Origin of the sequence: Streptomyces sp. TLI_146 (assembly GCF_002846415.1) — a bacterium.
In the GTDB taxonomy this organism is placed as follows: domain Bacteria; phylum Actinomycetota; class Actinomycetes; order Streptomycetales; family Streptomycetaceae; genus Streptomyces.
Genome location: NZ_PJMX01000001.1, coordinates 2,325,870 through 2,340,016, shown reverse-complemented (window position 1 = coordinate 2,340,016; position 14,147 = coordinate 2,325,870). Strand labels below are relative to the sequence as shown.

The window sequence follows — 14,147 nt, the reverse complement described above, 5'->3', positions numbered from 1 at the left end:
CTCCGTCACGTGACCGGTGGCATGCTGCGCACCGGTACCGGCCCCATTCTGAGGGCTGGTGGAGCCGGCCCCTTCTTGAGGGTCGGCCTTCTTCGTGCTGTCCGTGATGTGACTGGTGTTCCCCGGACGAGACATACGATCTCCTTGAGTAAGGTGAGCCTAACCTAACCCAACCATGGAGGTTTGGAGAACGTGCCTAACCAGTCGCGTCCCAAGGTCAAGAAGTCCCGTGCGCTCGGTATCGCGCTGACGCCGAAGGCCGTCAAGTACTTCGAGGCCCGTCCGTACCCGCCGGGCGAGCACGGCCGTGGCCGCAAGCAGAACTCGGACTACAAGGTCCGTCTGCTCGAGAAGCAGCGTCTGCGCGCCCAGTACGACATCTCTGAGCGTCAGATGGCGCGTGCCTACGACCGCGCCAAGAAGGCCGAGGGCAAGACGGGCGAGGCGCTGGTCGTCGAGCTCGAGCGCCGCCTCGACGCCCTGGTCCTGCGTTCGGGCATCGCCCGCACCATCTACCAGGCCCGCCAGATGGTCGTCCACGGCCACATCGAGGTCAACGGTGGCAAGGTCGACAAGCCGTCGTTCCGTGTCCGTCCGGACGACGTCATCACCGTCCGCGAGCGCAGCCGCGAGAAGCACCCCTTCCAGGTTGCCCGCGAGGGTGGCTACGCCGGCGAGGGCGAGACCCCGCGCTACCTCCAGGTGAACCTGAAGGCCCTGGCCTTCCGCCTGGACCGTGACCCGAACCGCAAGGAAATCCCGGTCATCTGCGACGAGCAGCTCGTCGTCGAGTACTACGCCCGCTGATCCAGGCGCAGTAGTCAGCGCTCCGCGCTCCGGCCCGCCGTCCCCTCGCTCCGCACGGAGCGGGAGGCGGCGGGCCCTCGCGTTTCCTGGGCCGGTACGCCACGGGCCCCGGGCGCCTCGGGGGCCGCGTCGTCCGGTCCCGCCAGCGCCCGGGCCACCGCCGCGTCCGGGCCGAGCCCGCGGCCCACGGCCCGGAACGACTGGTACGCCGGGTCGCCCAGCCGCTCCCGGGCCCGCTGCTCGCACAGCACATGCGCCGCGTTGAAGGACACCGACCCGAACAGCGGCAGCCCCACCGACGGCCAGATCCCCTCGGCCGCCCCCTGCAGCACCGCCGCCTCCGCCGGATCGCCGCCGTCCACCACGACCAGCGCCAGCAGTTCCAGCGCCAGCACGGTGCCCAGCAGGTCGTGGAAGGCGTGGTCGATCACCAGGCACTCGGCGAGCAGTGTCCGCGCCCGGCCCAGGTCCTTGGCGTGCCAGGCCGCGTACCCGAGGACGTACAGCGCGTACGCCCGGGCCCAGCGCTCGCCGTGGTCCGCGCAGACCTCCACCACCTGCTCGCACATCACGACGGCCTCTTCGAGGTGGCCGCCGAAGGCCACCGCCATCGCCAGCTCGATGCGCGCCATCAGCACATTGCTGTTGAGCTCGCCGATCTCCTCGTACTGGGCGAGGGCCGTGCGCAGCAGTTCCTCGGCCCTCGGCATGTCGTCCGAGACCAGCGCCAGACAGCCCGTCCGGTGCACCGCGTACGCCCGCGCCACCGCGTCGCCGGTGCGCTCGGCCTCCTCGCGGCACTCGTGCAGGGCCGCGATCGCCGCCGCGGTCTCGCCCCGCAGCACCGAGACGTAGCCGAGCACCCACAGCGCCTTGAGCCGGGCGCCGTCGTGGTCGCCGCCCCCGGCCTCCAGGACCAGGGACAGCCAGTGCCGTCCCTCGGCGAGCCGCCCGCAGCCGACCCAGCAGAACCAGAGCGTCCCGGCCAGGTACTGGGCCAGATGCGTGTCCTGCTCGGAGTCGAGCGAGTAGTCCAACGCGGCGCGCAGATTGGGCAGTTCGGCCTCCACCCGCACCGCCACCTCGGCCTGGCGCGGGCTGAACCAGTCCAGCTCGCACCAGGTGGCGAGCCCCAGGTACCAGTCGCGGTGGCGCCGGCGCAGCCGCTGCGCGTCACCGGCCGCCGCCAGCCAGTCCGCGCCGTACTCCCGTACGGTGTCGAGCATCCGGTAGCGCACGCCCGCCGGGCCGTCCTCGCGCACCACGAGCGAGTGGTCCAGCAGCTCCTGCACCACGTCCAGGACGGACTCGGGCGGCAGGTCCGGGCCGACGCAGATGTACTCGACCGCCTCCAGGTCGAACTGCCCGGCGAACACCGAGAGGCGAGCCCACAGCAGCCGCTGGGCCGGGGTGCACAGCTCGTGGCTCCAGCCGATCGTCGTCCGCAGGGTCTGGTGGCGCGCGAGCACCCCGCGCCCGCCGCCGGTCAGCAGCCGGAACCGGTCGTCGAGGCGGCGCAGCACCTGCTCCAGCGAGAGCGCGCCGAGCCGCCCGGCCGCCAGCTCCAGGGCGAGCGGGATCCCGTCGAGCCTGCGGCACAGCTCCAGGACGGCCGCCGCCAGGTCGTCGGTGAGCGCGAAGCCGCCGCGTCCGGCGGCGGCGCGGTCGGCGAAGAGCGCCACCGCGTCCTCGTCGTCCATCGGCGCCAGCGCGAGCAGCCGCTCCCCGGCCAGGCGCAGCGGCAGCCGTCCCGCGGCGAGCACCCGCAGCCCCGGGCAGCGCCGCAGCAGGTCGCACACCAGCTCCGCGCAGGCGTCCACGAGCTGTTCGAAGCCGTCCAGGACCAGCAGCGGGGTGCGGTCGGCGAGGTGCTCCAGGAGGATGCGGCGGGGCGGGCGGCTGGTGTGGTCGGTGAGGCCGAGCGCCTCCAGGACCGCGTGGTCGAGCAGTTCCGGGTCGGTGACCGTGGAGAGGTCCACGGGCCACACCCCATCGCGGAAGCGTTCCTGCACCGCCGCGGCCGACGCGGCGCGCAGGGCCAGCCGGGTCTTCCCGACGCCGCCGACCCCGACCACGGTGGTCAGCCGCGCCTCGGCCAGCAGCCCGTGCAGCGCGGCCAGTTCACGTTCTCGCCCGACGAAGCCGTTCAGCTCCGACGGCAGATGGGAGCGCATGGAACACGCAGAGTACTCACGCGTGCGCAGTACGTACAACCGGCGTGCGCGACTCCGCTCGCGCGGGGCCCTAATGCGGTAGGGGGCAAGACCCTCGGCGCGATAGGGTCGGGAGACAACTTTTTCTTGTCCGACGGTCGATGCGCAGGGAGCGGTGCGAAGTGTCCGGTGGAGAGGTGGCCGGGATCCTGGTGGCCGTCTTCTGGGCGATCCTGGTGTCCTTCCTCGCCGTAGTCCTCGTGAGGCTGGCCCAGACGCTGAAGGCGACGACCAAGCTGGTGGCGGACGTGACCGAACAGGCCGTCCCGCTCCTGGCGGACGCCTCGACGGCGGTGCGCTCGGCGCAGACCCAGCTGGAGCGGGTCGACGCGATCGCCTCGGACGTCCAGGAGGTCACCTCCAACGCGTCGGCGCTCTCCACCACGGTCGCCTCGACCTTCGGCGGCCCGCTGGTGAAGGTCGCGGCCTTCGGGTACGGGGTGCGCCGGGCCATCGGACGGAAAACCGGGCCCGCCGAGCCGCCTCGTACGGTGATCGTCGGGCGGACTCTGCCGTCCGCGCGGCGGAGCAAGCGAAAGGGCTGACGCTGCGATGTTCCGCCGTACGTTCTGGTTCACCGCGGGCGCCGCAGCCGGTGTGTGGGCCACCACCAAGGTCAACCGGAAGCTGAAGCAGCTCACCCCGGAGTCGCTGGCCGCGCGCACCGCCGACAAGGCGATCGAGGCGGGCCACAAGCTCAAGGACTTCGCGCTCGACGTGAAGGCAGGAATGGTCCAGCGCGAGTCCGAACTCAACGACGCGCTGGGGCTGAACGCCTCCAACGTGCGGGAACTCCCGGCGCAGCGCCGCCTCGCGGCCATCGACCAACCCAACCAGCAGAACCCGAAGATCTCCTACAAGAAGATCTCGTACAACCGGAATGAGGACCACTGATGGAGTCGGCTGAAATCCGCCGCCGCTGGCTGAGCTTCTTCGAGGAGCGCGGTCACACCGTCGTCCCTTCGGCGTCGCTCATCGCGGACGACCCGACTCTGCTCCTGGTCAACGCGGGCATGGTGCCGTTCAAGCCGTACTTCCTGGGCGAGACCAAGCCGCCCGCCCCGCGCGCCACCAGCGTGCAGAAGTGCGTGCGTACGCCGGACATCGAAGAGGTCGGCAAGACCACCCGGCACGGCACGTTCTTCCAGATGTGCGGCAACTTCTCGTTCGGCGACTACTTCAAGGAAGGCGCCATCAAGTACGCCTGGGAGCTGCTGACCAGCTCCGTGGCGGACGGCGGCTTCGGCCTTGAGCCCGAGAAGCTCTGGATCACGGTCTACCTCGACGACGACGAGGCCGAGCAGATCTGGCGCGAGAAGATCGGCGTCCCCGCCGAGCGCATCCAGCGTCTGGGCAAGAAGGACAACTTCTGGTCCATGGGCGTCCCCGGCCCCTGCGGCCCCTGCTCCGAGATCAACTATGACCGCGGCCCCGAGTTCGGCGTCGAGGGCGGCCCGGCCGTCAACGACGAGCGGTACGTGGAGATCTGGAACCTCGTCTTCATGCAGTACGAGCGGGGCGCCGGCGAGGGCAAGGAGGACTTCCCGATCCTCGGCGACCTGCCGTCGAAGAACATCGACACCGGTCTCGGTCTCGAACGCCTCGCCATGATCCTGCAGGGCGTGCAGAACATGTACGAGACCGACACCCTGCGCGTCGTCATGGACAAGGCCACCGAGCTGACCGGTGTGCGCTACGGCGACAAGCACGACACCGACGTCTCCATGCGTGTGGTGGCCGACCACATCCGTACGTCCGTGATGCTCATCGGCGACGGCGTGACCCCCGGCAACGAGGGCCGCGGCTATGTGCTGCGCCGCATCATGCGCCGCGCCATCCGCAACATGCGGCTGATGGGCGCCACCGGCCCGGTCGTCCAGGACCTCATCGACGTCGTGATCGACACGATGGGCCTGCAGTACCCGGAGCTGATCACCGACCGCAAGCGCATCGAGACGGTCGCGCTCGCCGAAGAGGCCGCCTTCCTCAAGGCCCTCAAGGGCGGCACCAACATCCTGGACACCGCCGTCACCGAGACCAAGGCCTCCGGCGGCACGGTCCTGGCCGGCGAGAAGGCCTTCCTGCTCCACGACACCTGGGGCTTCCCGATCGACCTCACCCTGGAGATGGCCGCCGAGCAGGGCCTCTCCGTGGACGAGGACGGCTTCCGCCGTCTGATGAAGGAGCAGCGCGAGCGGGCCAAGGCCGACGCCAAGGCCAAGAAGACCGGCCACGCCGACCTGTCCGCCTACCGCGAGGTGGCCGACAACTCCGGCGAGACCGACTTCACCGGCTACACGCTCACCGAGAACGAGTCGACGGTCGTCGGCCTCCTCGTCGACGGCGTGCCCTCGCCCGCCGCCTCCGAGGGCGACGAGGTCGAGGTCGTCCTCGACCGCAGCCCGTTCTACGCCGAGGGCGGCGGCCAGCTCGCCGACCAGGGCCGCATCAGGCTCGACAGCGGCGCCGTCATCGAGGTCCGCGACGTGCAGAAGCCGGTCCCCGGCGTCCACGTCCACAAGGGCGTCGTCCAGGTCGGCGAGGTCACGGTCGGCGCCTCGGCCTACGCCAGCATCGACATCAAGCGCCGCCGCGCCATCGCCCGCGCCCACAGCGCCACGCACCTGACCCACCAGGCGCTGCGCGACGCGCTCGGCCCGACGGCCGCCCAGGCCGGTTCGGAGAACTCGCCGGGCCGCTTCCGCTTCGACTTCGGCTCGCCCGCCGCCGTTCCCGGCACGGTCCTCACCGACGTCGAGCAGAAGATCAACGAGGTCCTCTCGCGGGAGCTCGACGTCCAGGCCGAGGTCATGTCGATCGACGAGGCCAAGAAGCAGGGCGCCATCGCCGAGTTCGGCGAGAAGTACGGCGAGCGCGTCCGCGTGGTCACCATCGGCGACTTCTCCAAGGAGCTCTGCGGCGGTACGCACGTCCACAACACCGCCCAGCTGGGCCTGGTGAAGCTGCTCGGCGAGTCGTCCATCGGCTCCGGCGTGCGCCGCATCGAGGCCCTGGTCGGCGTGGACGCGTACAACTTCCTCGCCCGCGAGCACACGGTCGTCGCCCAGCTCCAGGAGCTGGTCAAGGGCCGTCCCGAGGAGCTGCCGGAGAAGATCTCCACCATGCTCGGCAAGCTGAAGGACGCCGAGAAGGAGATCGAGAAGTTCCGCGCCGAGAAGGTGCTCCAGGCCGCCGCCGGGCTGGCCGAGGGCGCCAAGGACGTCCGGGGTGTCGCCCTGGTCACCGGCCAGGTGCCGGACGGCACCTCCGCCGACGACCTGCGCAAGCTCGTGCTCGACGTGCGCGGCCGCATCTCCTCCGACCGTCCGGTCGTGGTGGCGCTCTTCACCACGGCCAACGGCCGCCCGGTCACCGTCATCGCCACCAACGAGGCCGCCCGCGAGCGCGGTCTCAAGGCCGGTGAGCTGGTCCGTACCGCCGCCAAGACCCTCGGCGGCGGCGGTGGCGGCAAGCCGGACGTCGCCCAGGGCGGCGGCCAGAACCCGGACGCGATCGGCGACGCCATCGACGCCGTCGAGCGCCAGGTCGGCGAGACCGTCTGATGCGACGCGGACGCCGTCTCGCGATCGACGTCGGGGACGCCCGGATCGGGGTCGCCTCGTGCGACCCCGACGGGGTCCTCGCCACGCCGGTGGAGACCGTGCCGGGACGTGACGTCCCGGCCGCCCACCGGCGGTTGCGCCAGATCGTCGAGGAGTACGAGCCCATCGAGGTGGTCGTGGGGCTGCCTCGCTCCCTCAGCGGGGGCGAGGGCCCGGCGGCCGTCAAGGTCCGCAAGTTCGCCGGGGAACTGGCGAAGGGGATCGCCCCGATCCCGGTCCGGCTGGTCGACGAGCGGATGACAACGGTCACAGCCACCCAGGGACTGCGCGCTTCCGGGGTGAAGGCGAAGAAGGGCAGGTCGTTCATCGACCAGGCCGCCGCGGTGGTCATCCTGCAGAACGCGCTTGAGGCCGAACGGGTGTCAGGACGCCCGCCCGGCGAGGGCGTCGAAGTGGTTATCTGATCGCGATACGGTAACGTTCCGCGCGATGCGGCGACATTCGAACAGCTGCCGCACAGCAAAAGAGGCGGACCGTCCGGATGCCTCGCGGCTCTAGGGGACCGATGACTGAGTATGGCCGGGGCGCAGGCTCCGAACCGTGGCATCCCGAGGATCCCCTCTACGGGGACCAGGGGTGGGGAGCGCAGCAGCAGGTCGCGCCCGGTCAGGCTCAGTACGGCGAGCAGCAGGCGCAGCAGCAGTACGCCCAGCAGCAGAACCCGCAGGTCCAGCAGCACCAGCAGCATCCTCAGCAGCAGCCCCAGCACCAGCAGCAGTACGCGCAGCAGGCGCACGACCCGTACGGGCAGCAGCACTACGGTGAGCAGCCCCAGCAGGGTTACCCGCAGGAGCAGTACGTACAGCAGCAGGCCCAGTACACCGCGGGCTGGGACACCACAGGCCAGCAGGCCGCCATGCCCTACGCGGCCCAGCAGAGCGCCGAGGGCTACCCGGGCTACGGCACCGAGACCCAGGACTACTACGGCACGCCCGAGGCGTATCCGCCGCCGCAGCCCCCGGGCCAGCGGCGCGCGGTGCCCGAGCAGGCGCCGGAGTGGACGCCCGAGGAGGAGCAGGAGCCGGAGGAGGAGAACCACCCCTTCTTCAGCGACGGCAAGGGCGGCGACGAGCCCGGCTCCGACGAGGACGAGCCGCGCGGCTCCCGGCGCGGCGGCGGTGGCCGCGACCGCCGGGGCGGCAAGGGGAAGAAGAAGGGCAAGAGCGGACGCGCCTGCCTGGTGCTCGTCGTGGTCTTCTCGCTCGGCGTGGGCGGCGCCGGCTACTTCGGCTACCAGTTCTGGCAGAAGAAGTTCGGCGCGGCTCCCGACTACGTCGGCACCGGCACCACCCCGGTCCAGGTGGAGATCCCGCAGGGCGCCGGCGGCTATGAGATCGGCAGCATCCTGGCCAAGGCCGGAGTGGTCAAGAGCCAGGGCGCGTTCGTCTCCGCGCAGAACGACAACCCCAAGGGCAAGACCCTCCAGGCGGGCGTCTACACGCTCAACAAGGGGATGTCGGCGGCGAACGCGGTCGCGGCCATGCTCAACCCGGCCAGCCGCAGCAACTTCATCATTCCCGAGGGCAAGCGCAACGCCTGGGTCTACGAGCAGATCGACAAGCGCCTCGAACTCAAGCCGGGCACCACCAAGGACGTCGCCAAGGCCCAGGCGAAGAACCTCGGTCTGCCCGACTGGGCGAACGACAACAAGGAGATCGCCGACCCGCTGGAAGGGTTCCTCTACCCGGCCAGCTACCCGGTCGCCAAGGGCGCCAAGCCCGAGGACGTGCTCCGCAAGATGGTCTCCCGCGCCAACCAGGAGTACGGCAAGGTCGACCTGAAGGCCATGGCCGCCAAGCTCGGCCTGAAGTCGCCCCTCCAGGTCATCACGGTCGCGAGCCTCGTCCAGGCGGAGGGCAAGTACAAGCACGACTTCGACAAGGTCGCGCGGGTCGTCCTCAACCGCCTCAAGCCGAACAACACCGAGACCTACGGCCTGCTCGACTTCGACTCCACGGTCAACTACGCCAAGAGCGAGTCGACCCTGGACACCGGCGCGGTCAAGGACCTGCGCCACTTCAAGCACCCGTACAACACGTACTACATCCACGGTCTGCCGCCCGGTCCGATCGGCAACCCCGGTGAGTCCGCGCTGCACTCGGCGCTCAACCCGACGCCGGGCCCGTGGTACTACTTCGTCTCCGTCACCGAGAACGAGACCCTGTTCGCGGTCACCAACGAAGAGCACGAGCAGAACCGCAAGAAGTACGAGAAGGAGAAATCCGGCCAGTGAGCTCCGTGAGCCAGGAGAGCGGTGCGCGACGGGCGGCCGTACTGGGATCGCCCATCGCGCACTCGCTCTCCCCGGTGCTGCACCGCGCCGCCTACCGGGAACTCGGCCTCACCCACTGGTCGTACGACCGCTTCGAGGTGGACGAGGACGCGCTGCCCGGCTTCGTCGACGCGCTCGACCGGTCGTGGGCGGGGCTCTCGCTCACGATGCCGCTGAAGCGGGCGATCATCCCGCTGCTCGACGGCATCAGCGACACCGCCGCCTCGGTGGAGGCGGTCAACACGGTCGTCCTCACCGGCGACGGGCGCCGCTACGGCGACAACACCGACATCCCCGGCATGATCGCCGCGCTGCGCGAGCGCGGTGTGGAGCGCGTGCCGTCGGCCGCCGTGCTCGGCGCGGGCGCCACCGCCTCCTCCGCGCTGGCCGCCCTCGCCCGTATCTGTACGGGGGAGGTCACCGCGTATGTGCGCAGCGCCGCCCGGGCCGAGGAGATGCGGGGCTGGGGCGAGCGGCTCGGGGTCGCCCTGCGCACCGCCGACTGGGCGGACGCGGCGGAGGCCTTCGAGGCACCGCTGGTCATCGCCACCACCCCGGCGGGCACCACCGACACGCTCGCGACGGCCGTCCCCGACCGCCCCGGCACGCTCTTCGACGTCCTGTACGACCCCTGGCCGACGGCGCTGGCGGCGGCCTGGTCCGCGCGCGGCGGAGCGGTGGTGGGCGGCCTGGACCTCCTCGTACACCAGGCGGTGCTCCAGGTGGAACAGATGACGGGCGCCGAGAAGGCACCGCTGGCGGCCATGCGCGAGGCGGGCGAGAAGGCCCTGGCGTCCCGCTGAGGCGTGCCGCACCTGACGAAATCACCGTCCGCCTGCTGGACCGGTGACCAGGTACGACCGGGGACGTGGGAGGATCAGAGGGTGGCGGGCCAGGGCCGCGCACCCCGGCCGCGCCGAAGAAGCACCAGGACGCGCGAGCAACGAGGAGCACCGTTGAGCAGGTTGCGCTGGCTGACCGCGGGGGAGTCCCACGGACCCGCACTGGTGGCGACGCTGGAGGGCCTTCCCGCCGGCGTGCCGATCACCACGGAGATGGTGGCGGACCACCTGGCCCGGCGGCGCCTCGGCTATGGACGCGGCGCCCGGATGAAGTTCGAGCGCGACGAGGTGACCTTCCTCGGCGGCGTCCGGCACGGCCTGTCGATGGGCTCGCCCATCGCGGTCATGGTCGGCAACACCGAGTGGCCCAAGTGGGAACAGGTCATGTCGGCCGACCCCGTGGACCCCGAGATCCTGGCCGACCTGGCCCGCAACGCGCCGCTGACGCGCCCGCGCCCCGGCCACGCCGACCTCGCGGGCATGCAGAAGTACGGTTTCGACGAGGCCCGGCCGATCCTGGAGCGCGCCAGCGCCCGCGAGACGGCCGCCCGTGTGGCGCTGGGCGCGGTGGCCCGGTCGTACCTGAAGGAGACGGCGGGCATCGAGGTCGTCTCCCACGTGGTCGAGCTGGCCTCGGCCAAGGCGCCGTACGGCGTGTACCCGACCCCGGCCGACGTCGAGAAGCTCGACGCCGACCCGGTGCGCTGCCTGGACGCGGACGCGTCGAAGGCGATGGTCGCGGAGATCGACCAGGCCCACAAGGACGGCGACACGCTCGGTGGCGTGGTCGAGGTCCTGGCGTACGGCGTGCCCGTCGGCCTGGGCTCGCACGTCCACTGGGACCGGCGCCTTGACGCCCGGCTCGCCGCCGCCCTGATGGGTATCCAGGCGATCAAGGGCGTCGAGGTCGGCGACGGCTTCGACCTGGCCCGGGTGCCGGGCTCCAAGGCGCACGACGAGATCGTCAGGACCGCCGACGGGGTCAAGCGCACCTCCGGCCGCGCCGGCGGCACCGAGGGCGGTCTGACCACCGGTGAGCTGCTGCGCGTCCGCGCCGCGATGAAGCCGATCGCGACCGTGCCGCGCGCCCTCGCCACCATCGACGTGGTCACGGGCGAGGCCGCCAAGGCCCACCACCAGCGCTCGGACGTGTGCGCCGTGCCCGCCGCCGGGATCGTGGCCGAGGCCATGGTCGCGCTGGTCCTCGCGGACGCGGTCGCGGAGAAGTTCGGCGGCGACTCGGTCCCCGAGACCCGCCGCAACGTCCAGTCCTACCTCGACAACCTGCAGATCCGGTGACCACCGGTCCGCTGGTCGTCCTGATCGGCCCGATGGGCTCCGGGAAGTCCACCGTGGGCGCGCTGCTGGCCGAGCGGCTCGGCGCGCCCTACCGGGACACCGACGCCGACATCGTGGCCGCCCAGGGCCGGGAGATCGCCGACATCTTCGTCGACGAGGGAGAGCCGCACTTCCGCGAGCTGGAGCGGGAGGCGGTGCGCGCCGCGGTCGCCGAACACAGCGGTGTGCTCGCCCTGGGCGGCGGCGCCATCCTCGACGCGTCCACGCGCGCGCTGCTGTCCGGCCTGCCGGTCGTCTATCTGTCGATGGACGTCGAGGAGGCGGTGAAGCGGGTCGGTCTCAACGCCGCCCGCCCGCTCCTCGCCGTCAACCCGCGCCGCCAGTGGCGCGAACTGATGGAAGCCCGGCGCCATCTGTACACCGAAGTAGCCCGGGTCGTCGTCGAGACCGACGGCCGTACCCCCGAAGAGGTCGCCCAGGCGGTCCTCGACGCACTGGAGCTGAAATCCGCATGAGCGAGCAGGCACCCACCCGGATCCACGTCGGCGGCACCGCCGGAACGGACCCGTACGAAGTGCTCGTCGGCCGCAACCTCCTCGCCGAACTGCCCGGCCTGATCGGCCCCAAGGCCCGCAAGGTCGCCGTCATCCACCCGGAGGCGCTGGCCGGCACCGGCGACGCCATCCGCGAGGACCTGGCCGCGCAGGGCTACGAGGCCATCGCCATCCAGGTGCCCAACGCCGAGGAGGCGAAGACCTACGAGGTCGCCGCCTACTGCTGGAAGGCGCTCGGCCAGTCCGGCTTCACCCGTACCGACGTGGTCGTCGGCGTGGGTGGTGGCGCCACCACCGACCTCGCGGGCTTCGTCGCGGCGACCTGGCTGCGCGGGGTGCGCTGGATCTCGGTCCCGACCACCGTGCTCGGCATGGTCGACGCGGCCGTCGGCGGCAAGACCGGCATCAACACCGCCGAGGGCAAGAACCTGGTGGGCGCGTTCCACCCGCCCGTGGGCGTCCTGTGCGACCTCGCGGCGCTGGACTCGCTGCCGGTCCACGACTTCGTCTCCGGCATGGCCGAGGTCATCAAGGCCGGCTTCATCTCCGACCCGGTCATCCTCGACCTGATCGAGGCCGACCCGGCGGGTGCCCGCACCCCCCAGGGCCCGCACACGGCCGAGCTGATCGAGCGGGCGATCCGGGTGAAGGCGGAGGTCGTCTCCAGCGACCTCAAGGAGTCGGGCCTGCGCGAGATCCTGAACTACGGGCACACCCTCGCGCACGCCATCGAGAAGAACGAGCGCTACAAGTGGCGCCACGGCGCCGCCGTCTCCGTCGGCATGGTCTTCGCGGCCGAGCTGGGCCGCCTCGCCGGGCGCCTGGACGACGCCACGGCCGACCGGCACCGCTCCATCCTGGAGTCGGTGGGGCTGCCGCTGACCTACCGCGCCGACCAGTGGCCCAAGCTGGTCGAGAACATGAAGCTGGACAAGAAGTCGCGGGGCAACCTGCTGCGCTTCATCGTCCTGGACGGGCTCGCCAAGCCGACGGTCCTGGAGGGCCCGGACCCGGCGGTGCTGCTCGCGGCGTACGGCGAGGTGTCCTCGTGAGCCGTCGCGTCCTGGTGCTCAACGGCCCCAACCTGGGCCGCCTGGGCTCGCGCGAGCCGGACGTCTACGGGGCGACGACGTACGCCGGGCTCGTCGAGGTCTGCGAGAGCCTCGGCAAGGAGCTCGGCTTCGATGTGGAGGTCCGCGAGACCAACGACGAGGGCGACATGATCCGCTGGCTGCACGAGGCGGCCGACGGAAAGATTCCGGTCGTTCTCAACCCGGGCGCGTTCACCCACTATTCGTACGGAATGCGGGACGCGGCCGCCCAGCGCACCGCCCCGCTCATCGAGGTGCACATCTCGAACCCGTACACCCGCGAGGAGTTCCGCCACACCTCCGTGGTGGCGGCCGTGGCGAGCGGCACCGTCGCGGGCTTCGGCATCGGCTCGTACCGCCTGGCGCTGCGCGCGCTCGCCGACGAGATCGGCGGCTGACCGGGCACCTTCGCCGTACCCCGGCCGTTCACACTGGGACGGCCGGGGAAGGTACGGTTCTGGACCGGACGCCTCCGACGGGCGTCGGAACAGCGCCAGTTGCCTTGTACGAGACGGAGTGGCACCGGATGCAGCACGAAGCGGGAGCGCCGCTTCCGCCGCCCCACGCGCCGGGGCACGGAGCGGGGCCCGACTGGGCCTTCGTCGCCCCCCACCAGCCCGTGGCCCGCCCCGTGGCCCAGGCCGGTCCCGTGGCGCCGGGCGCCCACCAGCCCGCGGCCCAGGCTCCTGTGGCGCCGGGTGCCCACCAGCCCCTCGCCCACGGCGCCCAGCCGCCCCCCGTCCCCGGCCCGCCGCCCGCGCCGCCGACGGCCCCGGGCTGGCACGCGCCGCCCTCCCGGGACACCACGGGGCACGTCCAGCTGCCCCCGGGCGGCCCCGTGCCGCTGCCGCAGGCCCCGGAGGGCACCGGGGTCACCACGCTCGCGGTGCTGCTCATAGGCCCGGCGGGCGCGGGCAAGACCACGGTCGCCCGCTACTGGGCCCAGCACCGCCGCGTCCCCACCGCCCACATCAGCCTGGACGACGTGCGCGAATGGGTCTGCGCGGGCTTCGCCGACCCCCAGTCGGGCTGGAACGACCACTCCGAGGCGCAGTACCGCCTGGCCCGCCGCACCTGCGGCTTCGCCGCGCGCAACTTCCTGGCCAACGGCATCTCCTGCATCCTCGACGACGCCGTCTTCCCGGACCGCCCGGTGGTGGGCCTCGGCGGCTGGAAGCGCCACGTGGGCCCGGGCCTGCTGCCTGTCGTCCTGCTCCCGGGCCTGGACATCGTCCTGGAGCGCAACGCCGAACGGTCCGGCAACCGCCGCCTCTCCGACGAGGAGGTCGCGGGCATCCACGGCCGCATGGCGGGCTGGTACGGCTCGGGCCTCCCCATCATCGACAACTCCCAGTACGACGTCCCCACGACGGCCCGCCTCCTGGACGACGTCCTGGCGAGGGCGATCGCCAGCCCGCCGAGCTGGTAGGGACCCGGCCGCGCGGA

General features: G+C 71.7%; 13 protein-coding genes. 12 read left to right on the top strand and 1 reads right to left on the bottom strand.

Annotated elements, in window-relative coordinates:
* Positions 1 to 192 precede the first annotated feature (192 nt).
* Positions 193 to 807, top strand: coding sequence for a 30S ribosomal protein S4 (rpsD, locus tag BX283_RS10680; RefSeq protein WP_101392271.1), 615 nt, complete (start codon positions 193 to 195; stop codon positions 805 to 807).
* Between the two features lie 14 nt (positions 808 to 821).
* Here the strand turns inward: rpsD and BX283_RS10675 are convergent, their stop codons facing one another.
* Positions 822 to 2,981, bottom strand: coding sequence for an AAA family ATPase (locus BX283_RS10675; RefSeq protein ID WP_257582494.1), 2,160 nt, complete (start codon positions 2,979 to 2,981; stop codon positions 822 to 824).
* Between the two features lie 161 nt (positions 2,982 to 3,142).
* Between BX283_RS10675 and BX283_RS10670 the strand changes: the two genes are divergently transcribed.
* The 11 genes from BX283_RS10670 to BX283_RS10615 all read left to right on the top strand — a co-directional run bounded on the left by BX283_RS10670 (position 3,143) and on the right by BX283_RS10615 (position 14,130).
* Positions 3,143 to 3,565, top strand: coding sequence for a DUF948 domain-containing protein (locus tag BX283_RS10670; RefSeq protein WP_257582492.1), 423 nt, complete (start codon positions 3,143 to 3,145; stop codon positions 3,563 to 3,565).
* Between the two features lie 7 nt (positions 3,566 to 3,572).
* Positions 3,573 to 3,914: a DUF6167 family protein gene (locus BX283_RS10665; protein WP_101387384.1), complete on the top strand. Its 342-nt coding sequence runs from the start codon at positions 3,573 to 3,575 to the stop codon at positions 3,912 to 3,914.
* On the top strand, positions 3,914 to 6,583 hold the full coding sequence (alaS, locus tag BX283_RS10660) for an alanine--tRNA ligase (RefSeq protein WP_101387383.1): 2,670 nt from the start codon (positions 3,914 to 3,916) through the stop codon (positions 6,581 to 6,583). Before BX283_RS10665 ends, alaS begins: the two co-directional genes overlap by 1 nt.
* On the top strand, positions 6,583 to 7,047 hold the full coding sequence (gene ruvX, locus BX283_RS10655; protein WP_101387382.1) for a Holliday junction resolvase RuvX: 465 nt from the start codon (positions 6,583 to 6,585) through the stop codon (positions 7,045 to 7,047). Before alaS ends, ruvX begins: the two co-directional genes overlap by 1 nt.
* 101 nt (positions 7,048 to 7,148) lie before the next feature.
* A complete protein-coding gene (gene mltG, locus BX283_RS10645) occupies positions 7,149 to 8,876 on the top strand; it encodes an endolytic transglycosylase MltG (protein WP_101387381.1) in 1,728 nt (575 codons plus the stop codon).
* Positions 8,877 to 8,881: 5 nt separating this feature from the next.
* On the top strand, positions 8,882 to 9,718 hold the full coding sequence (locus tag BX283_RS10640) for a shikimate dehydrogenase (protein ID WP_101392270.1): 837 nt from the start codon (positions 8,882 to 8,884) through the stop codon (positions 9,716 to 9,718).
* A gap of 153 nt (positions 9,719 to 9,871) precedes the next feature.
* Positions 9,872 to 11,056 carry a chorismate synthase gene (gene aroC, locus BX283_RS10635; protein ID WP_101387380.1) on the top strand — a complete coding sequence of 395 codons (1,185 nt, stop codon included), beginning with the start codon at positions 9,872 to 9,874 and terminating at the stop codon, positions 11,054 to 11,056.
* Positions 11,053 to 11,571, top strand: a complete 519-nt coding sequence (locus BX283_RS10630; protein WP_101387379.1) for a shikimate kinase — start codon at positions 11,053 to 11,055, stop codon at positions 11,569 to 11,571. Before aroC ends, BX283_RS10630 begins: the two co-directional genes overlap by 4 nt.
* The gene (gene aroB, locus BX283_RS10625; protein ID WP_101387378.1) at positions 11,568 to 12,662 is read left to right on the top strand and encodes a 3-dehydroquinate synthase; all 1,095 of its coding nucleotides are present in this window, start codon (positions 11,568 to 11,570) and stop codon (positions 12,660 to 12,662) included. The genes BX283_RS10630 and aroB overlap by 4 nt, the downstream gene beginning before the upstream one ends.
* Entirely contained in the window at positions 12,659 to 13,099 is a 441-nt protein-coding gene (gene aroQ / locus BX283_RS10620; protein WP_067155771.1) for a type II 3-dehydroquinate dehydratase, read from the top strand. Before aroB ends, aroQ begins: the two co-directional genes overlap by 4 nt.
* A gap of 128 nt (positions 13,100 to 13,227) precedes the next feature.
* A complete protein-coding gene (locus BX283_RS10615) occupies positions 13,228 to 14,130 on the top strand; it encodes a Pro-rich N-terminal domain-containing protein (RefSeq protein ID WP_101387377.1) in 903 nt (300 codons plus the stop codon).
* The last annotated feature ends 17 nt before the right edge of the window (positions 14,131 to 14,147 follow it).

What these genes read in the sequence shown, in the direction of transcription:
- mltG (WP_101387381.1), top strand. Translation starts at nt 7,149, where the DNA reads ATGACTGAGTATGGCCGGGGCGCAGGCTCCGAACCGTGGCATCCCGAG.
- BX283_RS10675 (WP_257582494.1), bottom strand. Translation starts at nt 2,981, where the DNA reads ATGCGCTCCCATCTGCCGTCGGAGCTGAACGGCTTCGTCGGGCGAGAA.
- BX283_RS10615 (WP_101387377.1), top strand. Translation starts at nt 13,228, where the DNA reads ATGCAGCACGAAGCGGGAGCGCCGCTTCCGCCGCCCCACGCGCCGGGG.
- aroB (WP_101387378.1), top strand. Translation starts at nt 11,568, where the DNA reads ATGAGCGAGCAGGCACCCACCCGGATCCACGTCGGCGGCACCGCCGGA.
- BX283_RS10665 (WP_101387384.1), top strand. Translation starts at nt 3,573, where the DNA reads ATGTTCCGCCGTACGTTCTGGTTCACCGCGGGCGCCGCAGCCGGTGTG.
- alaS (WP_101387383.1), top strand. Translation starts at nt 3,914, where the DNA reads ATGGAGTCGGCTGAAATCCGCCGCCGCTGGCTGAGCTTCTTCGAGGAG.
- ruvX (WP_101387382.1), top strand. Translation starts at nt 6,583, where the DNA reads ATGCGACGCGGACGCCGTCTCGCGATCGACGTCGGGGACGCCCGGATC.